Annotated in this window: 4 protein-coding genes and 1 pseudogene; all 5 read left to right on the top strand. The window is 56.8% G+C overall.

Features of this window, described 5'->3' with window-relative positions:
- Positions 1-3: 3 nt before the first annotated feature.
- Positions 4-2,156 (top strand): annotated as a pseudogene (locus FKM52_RS09105) (type VI secretion system Vgr family protein).
- Between the two features lie 57 nt (positions 2,157-2,213).
- Positions 2,214-6,413: an RHS repeat-associated core domain-containing protein gene (locus FKM52_RS09100; RefSeq protein ID WP_141175883.1), complete on the top strand. Its 4,200-nt coding sequence runs from the start codon at positions 2,214-2,216 to the stop codon at positions 6,411-6,413.
- 3 nt (positions 6,414-6,416) lie between these two features.
- Complete coding sequence (locus FKM52_RS09095; protein ID WP_141175882.1) at positions 6,417-6,887, top strand: hypothetical protein; 471 nt, start codon at positions 6,417-6,419, stop codon at positions 6,885-6,887.
- A gap of 567 nt (positions 6,888-7,454) precedes the next feature.
- Positions 7,455-8,024, top strand: coding sequence for a UbiX family flavin prenyltransferase (locus tag FKM52_RS09090; protein WP_141175881.1), 570 nt, complete (start codon positions 7,455-7,457; stop codon positions 8,022-8,024).
- 276 nt (positions 8,025-8,300) lie between these two features.
- Positions 8,301-9,077, top strand: a complete 777-nt coding sequence (locus tag FKM52_RS09085; protein ID WP_141175880.1) for a lysine/arginine/ornithine ABC transporter substrate-binding protein — start codon at positions 8,301-8,303, stop codon at positions 9,075-9,077.
- Positions 9,078-9,090: the final 13 nt, after the last annotated feature.

The raw sequence follows: 9,090 nt of genomic DNA, 5'->3' as shown, positions 1-9,090 counted from the left end.
ATTATGCCCAGCCGGATTACCGTCAGTTCACCCGTTCAGGATCTGTTGTTCTGGAGATTATTCGGGCATGAAGCGCTTTCTGAACCCTTCAGCTTTACCGTGACGTTATTAAGTACCATGTCGCAGATTGACAGCGCCAGCCTGCTGGGAAAACCGCTGACGGTCTCCCTGCCGTTACAAAACTTTCTTTCTGTACGCCATCTGAACGGCAAAATTACCCACGTGGCAACCGGCGCGCAGGAGCTGGACGGTACGCGCTACGCCAGCTATACGCTGACGCTGGAATCCGATCTGTGGCCGATGCAGCGCGATCGCAACCTGCGTATTTTTCAGGAGCAGACCGTTCCGCAAATCGTTAAAACCCTGCTGAACGAATATCAGGTGCAGGTGGAAGACAAATTGTCCGGCAGCTACCGCAGCTGGGAATATTGCGTGCAGTATCAGGAGAGCAGCCTCGACNGGTGGAAGACAAATTGTCCGGCAGCTACCGCAGCTGGGAATATTGCGTGCAGTATCAGGAGAGCAGCCTCGACTTTATCAGCCGCCTGATGGAGCTGGAGGGCATCAGCTACTTCTTCCGCCATGAGGCAAACAGCCACACGCTGGTGCTGACCGACGGCCCGGAGCAGTTTCAGCCTTTCGGCGGTTATGAAATCATTCCTTACCATCAGACGCCCGGCGGCGGCGTCACCGGCGAGGAGGGGATCGCTGCCTGGGAGAAGGTGGCGCGGGTAACGCCGGGGCTTTACAGCGTTGACGACTACGATTTCCGCAAGCCGAACGCCTGGCTGCTGCAGGCGCGGCAGAATCCGGCCTCGCCGCAGCCGGGCGGCATTGACGTTTATGAATGGCCGGGGCGCTATGTGGAGCACGGTCACGGCGAGTTTTACGCGCGTATCCGTCAGCAGCGCTGGGCGGTAGAGCATCATCAGCTGCGTGGTACGGCCACGGCCAGCGGCCTCTGTCCGGGCTGCACCTTTACGCTGATCAAAGCGCCTTCCCCTGGCGATAACGGTGAATATCTGATTACCGGCGTTGACTATCAGTTCGAAGAGAACCGCTACGCCAGCGGAGGCGAATCAACCAGCCATCAGCTGAAATTCAGCGCGCTGCCCGCCGACATCCCGTTCCGCCCCGATCCACGCACCCGCTGGCCGCGCACCTACGGCCCGCAGACGGCAAAAGTGGTGGGGCCAGCCGGCGAATCGATCTGGACCGATCGCTTTGGCCGGGTAAAGGTGAAGTTCCACTGGGATCGGGAGGCGAAAGGGGACGATACCAGCTCCTGCTGGATCCGCGTCTCCAGCGCCTGGGCCGGCCAGGGCTACGGCGGCGTACAGATCCCGCGCGTGGGCGATGAGGTGATCGTTGATTTTATCAACGGCGATCCGGACCGGCCGATCATCACCGGACGCGTCTACAACGAGGCGAGCATGCCGCCGTGGGGATTGCCGGGAGCGGCGACGCAGATGGGATTTATGAGCCGTACCAAAGACGGCACGCCGGCTAACGCCAATATGTTGCGCTTTGAAGACAAGGCGGGCGCCGAGCAGGTGTTTATCCAGGCCGAGCGCAATATGGACACCAGCGTTAAAAATGATGAGTCGCACAGCGTAGGGGCTAACCGCACTAAAAACGTGGCGGGCAATGAAACCACCACCGTTAAACAAAACCGTACCGAAACGGTAGATGGTAACCAGAATCTGACCATCGGAAAAAATCAGGCTGAGACGGTATCCCTCAACAAAGCAGAAAGCATCGGTGTCGCCAAGGCTTTAAGCGTGGGTGCCGCTTACCAGACTACCGTAGGTATGGCGATGAATACCTCGGTGGGGTTGAGCCAGTCTTCACAGGTGGGGGTGGAAAAATCTTTATGGGTCGGGGAAAACTACAGCGTCGATGTTGGTCAGGCTCTGTCCTGCACGGTTGGTGTGCGTAAAACGGAAACGGTAGGGCAGGTCTCGGTTACAAATGCTGGCGACCATCTTGAGCTGGTCTGCGGCCAGGCCCGAATTGTATTGACCAGCGATGGCGGAATTTATCTACAGGGAAAACATATAGAGCTGCTGGCGGAGAACGCGCTCAATGGCGATGCGGCTATGACGCAGTGGAACTGCGGCGCAACGCAAGCGCCGCCCTCCGCGCCGGGCGAGTGACAGGATATCCCCCGGAGCGGGTATCAGGGAGCGTAATAAAAACATATGGAGTAGAAAATGAGTGGAAAACCGGCGGCCAGACAGGGTGATAACACAGCGGGCGGACCGATAGTTCAGGGCGCGGCCAGCGTAAAGATAAGCGGGAAACCGGCGGCCAGACAGGGCGACGAGACAGCTGCCGGACCGATAACGCAGGGCTCGGCCACCGTTCTGGTGGGAGGGAAACCAGCGTCCAGACAGGATGATGCAACGTCTGGCGGCCCAATTACTAACGGGGCCGCCACGGTATTGATAGGGGCGCCAAATGGAGTTGCCTGTTCGGCCTGCCCCGGCGGCATGGCGGTCGGCAGCCCGGTCAATCCGCTGCTGGGGGCCAAGGTGCTGCCTTCCGAAACCGATATCGTCCTGCCCGCGCCGCTGCCCTTTGTCTTATCGCGTGGCTACAGCAGTTATCAAACGGATAAACCTGCCCCGGTCGGGCTGTTCGGGCCGGGCTGGCAGTCGCCTGCGGAAGTTCGTCTGCAGTGCCGCGAGGATGCGCTCATCCTTAACGACAATGGCGGGCGCAGCATTCATTTTGAGCCGCTGCGGCCGGGAGAAATTACCTTCAGCCGCAGCGAGCGACTCTGGCTGGCGCGCGGCGGCGCGGCGCGCCTGCTGCCGGACCATGCGCTGGAAGAGACCTGGCATGCTTTGCCCGCTGAGCTGCGGCTCAACCGCCACCTTTATTTTGTCACTAATGAGGCGACCGGCCCGTGGTGGGTGTTGGGCTACACCGAACCTTACGTTCCCGATGAGACGGATATCCTGCCGCAGCCGCTGCCGCCGTACCGCACCCTGCAGGGGCTGGCTGACCGCTTCGGCAATATCCTGCGCTACCACCGCGAGCCTGACGGCCCGTATAAAAACGCCGTTACGTCGGTGACCGACAGCAGCGGACGCATGTTCCGCCTGGAGCTGGTTACGCTGCCGGGCGTGGCGACGGATAAAGGCGGCTGGGGCGTGGACGGCGGCGTGCGCCTGCAGGCGGTGTATCTGACGCATGATCCGCTGTACGGCCCGCGCGAGGCGGCGCTGGCGCGCTATGACTACAACGAGCGCGGGGAGCTCGCCGTGGTGTATGACCGCAGCGGTCGGCCGGTACGCCACTTTCGCTATCATCCGCGCCTGACCGGACGGATGGTGGCTCACCGCTTTGCGGGCAGGCCGGAGAGCAGCTATCAGTATGACGCGCAGGGGCGGGTGACCGTCCAGCACAACCCGGAAGGGCTGAGCTACCGCTTTGAGTATTACCGCGATCGTACCCTGGTCACCGACAGCCTGTCGCGCCGGGAGGTGTATTACTTTGCCGGCGAGGGCGGGCTGCGGCGGCTGGTGCAGCACGAGCGCGCCGACGGTACGCGGGTACGACACGAGTACGACGATAGCGGCCGGCTGACGGCAGATATCGACCCGCTGGGGCGCAAAACCGAATATCACCTGCATCCCGGCGACGGGCGGCTGCTTGGCATCACCACGCACGACGGGCGTAAAACCCGGCTGGACTATAACCGTCGGGGCCAGGTGACGCAGACTACCGCGCCGAACGGCACCCGGACGGCGCAGACTTACGATGCGCTGGGGCGGCTTACCGCCGTGCGCGATCCGGAGGGACGCACCGTCCGCTATCACTATCCCGACGACAGCGGCAACCTGCCGGACGTTATTACTGACCCGGCAGGCGGCGAGGTGCGCACCACCCGAACGCGCTTCGGTCAGCCGGAAACCGTGACCGACTGCTCCGGCAAACGGACCCGCTGGCATTATGACCGTTACGGACAGCCTGTTCAGGTGGAGCAGGAGGGCGGGCTGCGCACCCGCCTGCACTATGATAATTGCGGACGGCTGAGCGAACAGGAAAATGCCGAGGGTGAAATAACCCGCTGGCGCTATAACGAGGCTGGCGACCTGCTGACCACGCTTTATCCCGACGGCAGTGAAGAGCAGTTTCATTATGGTCCGCGCGGCGAATTGCTTTCACTTTCGCTGGGCGGGCTGACGCGGCACGCTGAGTATGATGCGGCGGGCAGGCTGACGCGGCTGGTCAACGAAAACGGCGCCGAAACCCTGTTCGGTTATGACCTGCTGGACCACCTGACGGAAGAGAGAGGTTTTGACGGACGTACCTGTTGCTATGACTACGATGCTGCCGGACGACTGATACGCAGCCGCGATGCCGGCAGAGTCATCAACTGGTACTATGACGATGCCGACCGCCTCAGTCGGCTGGCGCGGGAGATGACTGACGACGCGCAGCAGGAGGAGCTGTGGCGTCACGATATCATGGGTCGGCTGACTGAAGTCTCGCATGTCAGCCAGGGGCACCGGGTGAGCGTCTATTACGCCTATAACAAAGCCGGACAGGTGACGGAAGAGCAGCTGCGGGTAATTAACCCGAAGGACGAACTGGTCTGGCAGCACCAGGTCAGCCATGAGTATGACGCGCTGGGGCTGCCCTGCATCACGCAGGTGGAGGGGCTGCCGCCGCTGCGCAGGCAAACCTACGGCAGCGGCCACCTGCTGGGCGTGGCGCTGGGCGAACAGAGCCTGGTAGAGTTTACGCGTGACGACCTGCATCGGGAAACGGAGCGGCGCTTCGGCGCATACGTGCTGAACAGCCGCTACACGCCGGCGGGCCGCCTGCAGGGCGCGTACCTGCACGACGATCCGTGGCACGCGCTTAGCCGGCGTTATGGCTATGATGCACGCGGGCGGCTCACCGCGCTGCTGGCCGGCGGCGAACGATATGACTACACTTATGACGCTGCCGGACGTCTGGTGCAGGCCACGGCGCCGCGCTGGCAACAGCAGTATCGCTTCGATCCCGCAGGCAACCGGCTGTTCCGTGACGGCGTACTGCCCTCTAACCAGCTGAGCGACGACGGAGAATACCGTTATCGCTATGACCGTTTCGGCAGCCTGGTGGAAAAACGCCGCGCGGGTAACGATGATGAGATTCATCAGTACGCCTGGGACGCGGCGCAGCGGCTGAGCCGTTACCGGCGCACGCAGGGAGATCGGACGCTGACGGCGGTCTACCTGTATGACCCGCTGGGGCGGCGGGTGGGTAAACAGGTGCTGAGCCGGGCGGCGAATGAGAGCGGCGCGTCGCAGCTGCAGACCTTTTGGTACGGCTGGGAGGGCGACCGGCTGACGGTGACGGAGCATAACGGCAGGCGGACGCACACGATATATCATCCGGGCAGCTTTGTGCCGCTGCTGCGCGTGGAGGGGGAAAGGCCGCCGGTCACGCCGTCGCTGGCGGAGAAGCTGGCGCAGGAGGCTGGGGTGACCTTCCCGCCGGCGGTAGTGAGCGCGCTGAATGAGGTTGAGCAGGCGCTGCGGGCGGACGCCGCACTGCCGGCGGAAAGCGAGCGCTGGCTGGCGATGACCGGCTTTACGCGCGAGGGGCTGCAGGCGTTTGTGGAGCCGCTGGCATCGTCAGAGCAGCGAATACACCTGTACCACTGCAATCATGTGGGCACGCCGCTGGCGCTGGTTACGCCGGAAGGAAAGGTGGAGTGGCAGGCGGAATTTGACCCGTGGGGCAACCTGCTGCGGGAAGAAAACCCGCAGGGGCTGTATCAGCCGCTGAGGATGCAGGGCCAGCATAAGGATGAGGAGTCGGGTCTGTATTATAACCGGCACCGTTATTATGACCCGCAGCAGGGGCGCTATATCAGCCAGGATCCGATTGGGTTAGAGGGGGGATGGAATCTTTATCAATATCCACTGAATCCGATGCAATATACCGATCCGTTAGGATTAAAAATAGTTGTTAATGGTGATTCCACTGATTATGATACTGCTGTGAAATATTTAAAAAAAGACAGTGAAATGAAGAAAATAATAAAAAAACTGGAAAAATCATCGAAAACTTATACGATTAATTATTTTGATGAAATGAATGGTTACTTTGATCCGAACACTGATGAAATATCGTGGAATCCTAAAATGGCAATTGATTGTACAAACAATGGGGGGTCATTATCTCCAGCCATGGTTCTTGGTCATGAATTGGCTCATGCTAAAAGAAGTTGGTACCATAAGTTACTTAGTAAGATCAATGATGGTAAAGATTATGGCGATTATGATAATTATGAAGAGAAGCGAGTTATTACTGGCCCTGAACACCATGCTGCAAAAACATTAGGAGAAGGAGTGAGATACGATCATAGGGGATCTCCCCGTATAGTATCCTCACCGACATCAAGGTAATATATGATGAAAACAATTCTTTATTTCTTGATTATATTGTATAGCGTAATGGGGCATTCAATGACTTATGTGGATAATTCGCAAAACGAAAAAATTAGACTGCCGGATAGTATAAGGAGCGGTAATTTCGATAGCATAGAAATTGCCTGCGTACCTTCAACAATCAAAAGTGTTATTAGAATAAATCAAGATAATCTTCAAAATGGTTATTTCTATAAGGTTATACTGGAGAAGTTAAAGACTTCCCCTTACTGGAATGATTTAATTAATCATTTAAATGAAACGGAGATGAAAAAAGTTGACGATTTAAAAGATTTGAGATGTGCCATTAACTTTTTGAATGAAAGAGAAAAAATTTTTTCTATATATTATGATAAAAAAGGAAAGTATGGGGCCATAAATTCAACACCTGTGGTTTTTAAAGGAGGATTATACGACTGGGTAAATAAAAACTTCCCTAATTTAATAAATTAGCCTGTTTAATGGCACATATAACGCAGTTGTTCAATTGTAAGTTAAATAGGATTTATCGGATATTATTAGGAGGGGCTTAGGCGCCTTTTTATGATGGTACGATATCCTTCAACTGTCTGAGATGGCGTTCTACTTGTATGATGCTGGAGGGAAAAAGTGAGTGGCAGGCGGAGCCGGTCCGTAAGGCAACCTGCTGCGTGAGTGGAACCCGCAGGGCGCTATACCGGCGGTTAGTCGCCAGGGCCAACATGAAAATTCTATGATCAGCATTGCTATTACAACACGCCGCAGGAGTACTATATGATTTTGCAAACGATTGAGCGTCGAGCAGTGCATCTGACCAGTAATGCATACCGATCTTATCCATCCGCGGCGTATAAGGGCATAGCAGATCATTTAATTTAGCTATTCATAGTGCGGGCGGCAGAACTGAAGAGCGACTAACCACTCAGAGCAATCGCGCCGTATACGCCAGGATAAACTCGCTCCCCAACACACCGCCTCCCTGTTGTAATCTCCTGCGCTCACGTTCAGAATTACCGCTCCAGCAAAAAGAAAGGCTTCATCATGAAAAGAGTGATCGTCGGTATTTCCGGCGCCAGCGGGGTAATTTATGGCGTGCGTATGTTACAGCTGCTGCAGCCGCTGCCGGAGATTGAAACGCACCTGGTAATGAGTAACGCCGCGCGTCAGACGCTGGCGCTGGAAACGGATTATACGCTGCGCGAAGTGCAGGGGTTTGCCGATGTGGTGCATGACGTGCGCGATATCGCCGCCAGCATCTCTTCCGGCTCTTTCCAGACGGCGGGCATGGCGATTTTGCCCTGTTCGATGAAAACCCTTTCCGGCATTGTGCACAGCTACAGCGATGGGCTGTTAACGCGCGCTGCCGATGTGGTGCTGAAAGAGCGCCGTCGCCTGGTGCTCTGCGTGCGCGAAACGCCGCTGCATCTGGGCCATTTGCGACTGATGACCACCGCCGCCGAGCTGGGCGCGGTGGTGATGCCGCCGGTGCCTGCCTTTTACCATCGTCCGCAGACTATTATCGAGATTGTTGATCAAACCCTTAACCGTGTGCTGGATCAGTTTGATATCGCTCTGCCGAAAGATCTCTTTGCCCGCTGGCAGGGTGCCTGAGGTCACATTTAATATTCCGTTTTGGTGCATTAATCCAGCCTGGATCACTTTTCGTGCATCTCATGCACCGAAATGTAACATTATCGCTTCTTCCTGTTATCCATCCTGCTATATTTCCATCACAAACAGAGCCGTCAGGCCAGCCGGTCGCTGACGGCGGCGCCTGAACCGTACGCCCCATTGCCGGGCAAGCTGGCATGAAAAGTGCAATTTTCTGAACGCAACCTGTCACGCATCACATAACAAAACAATAAGCTCTTCACTTGAGGATAAACCATGAAAAAGCGAGTTCTGGCTCTCTCTTTGCTGCTGGCTTTCTCCGGCGTCGTCAGCGCTGCCATACCTAAAACGCTGCGTATCGGTAACGATCCCACCTATCCGCCGTTTGAGTCGAAAAATGCCCAGGGCCAGCTGGTTGGTTTTGATATCGATCTGGCTAATGAGATCTGTAAGCGCATCGGCGCCAGCTGCAACTACGTCGAGAGCGATTTTGATGCGCTGATCCCTTCGCTGAAGGCGAAGAAAATCGATTTTATTATCTCCTCGCTCTCCATTACGGAAAAACGCCAGCAGGAGATCGCGTTCTCAGAGAAGCTTTATGCCGCAAATGCCCGCCTGATCGCGCCAAAAGGCGCCAAACTGGAACCAACGCCGGAATCGCTGCGCGGTAAAAACATCGGCCTGCTACAGGGCACCACTCAGGAGACTTACGCCAACCAGTACTGGCGTCCAAAGGGAGTGACCGTTACGCCTTATGCTAATCAGGATCTGGTTTATCAGGATCTGACCGCGGGACGCATCGACGCCGCCTTCCAGGATGAGGTGCAGGCCAGCGAAGGTTTTCTGAAGCAGCCGGTAGGTAAAGATTACGCTTTTGCCGGCCCGGCGGTGAAAGATGACAAAATCTTCGGCGTCGGCACCGGCATTGGTCTGCGTAAGGATGATAGCGAGTTAAAAGCGGCGATCGACAAAGCCTTTAACGCAATGCGTCAGGATGGCACCTACGACCGCATCGCGAAGAAATATTTCGATTTTAACGTCTACGGCGATTAACCGCCGCTTGGTA

Source organism: Mixta tenebrionis (assembly GCF_006517625.1).
Classification (GTDB): domain Bacteria; phylum Pseudomonadota; class Gammaproteobacteria; order Enterobacterales; family Enterobacteriaceae; genus Mixta; species Mixta tenebrionis.
This window is presented reverse-complemented; position numbering and strand designations above follow the sequence as displayed.

Excerpts from the sequence above, each read along its gene's own strand:
- FKM52_RS09100 (WP_141175883.1), top strand. The coding sequence starts at position 2,214 with ATGAGTGGAAAACCGGCGGCCAGACAGGGTGATAACACAGCGGGCGGA.
- FKM52_RS09095 (WP_141175882.1), top strand. The coding sequence starts at position 6,417 with ATGATGAAAACAATTCTTTATTTCTTGATTATATTGTATAGCGTAATG.
- FKM52_RS09090 (WP_141175881.1), top strand. The coding sequence starts at position 7,455 with ATGAAAAGAGTGATCGTCGGTATTTCCGGCGCCAGCGGGGTAATTTAT.
- FKM52_RS09085 (WP_141175880.1), top strand. The coding sequence starts at position 8,301 with ATGAAAAAGCGAGTTCTGGCTCTCTCTTTGCTGCTGGCTTTCTCCGGC.